Below are 503 nucleotides of genomic sequence, written 5' to 3'. Positions count from 1 at the left end.
TTCAAGTTTTATTGCTGTTAATTGGATATTGGGCATCAGTGCTGCCGGTACGGAATTGTCAATTTTTAATCGACTGGCCGTCAATGAGTAGGTAAACTCATCCAGTTTAAAATGTTCAGTCAGTTTCATTAGTTTTCCTTTTAATCATCATGTCCACGGGTTTTTTTTATTAATTGTTCTTCAAGCGCTTTAATTAAGGTTGCGCCCGACCACCCCGCTAAACCGGCAACACCGCCGGCCAGCTCAAACTGCCAATTAAAATAACTGGCTGCCAACACCACCAGCGCGCCGGCAAAAGTAGAAATAAATATCTGAGCAATTAAAATCATCAGATTAAACTTATTCCCATTAATAATGTGATAGCAATAACTGGCTAATGACCCCAGTAAGGTGACAAAAAACAAATAAACGACAACATACCAATTGATATGGTCAGGCTCTTTGATTGGCATAGGTTTCATCTTCATCGTGAGCCTCCTGCTGAGGCAGTTAAAAATAAGAAA

1 protein-coding gene is annotated in these 503 nt (G+C 39.8%); it reads right to left on the bottom strand.

Going from position 1 to position 503, the window contains the following annotated elements:
* Positions 1 to 140: 140 nt before the first annotated feature.
* Positions 141 to 467, bottom strand: coding sequence for a phage holin family protein (locus tag J3U35_RS06475; protein ID WP_218837354.1), 327 nt, complete (start codon positions 465 to 467; stop codon positions 141 to 143).
* Positions 468 to 503 lie beyond the last annotated feature (36 nt).

It is taken from the genome of Gilliamella sp. B2717 (assembly GCF_026536675.1).
Lineage (GTDB): Bacteria > Pseudomonadota > Gammaproteobacteria > Enterobacterales > Orbaceae > Gilliamella > Gilliamella apicola_I.
This window is presented reverse-complemented; position numbering and strand designations above follow the sequence as displayed.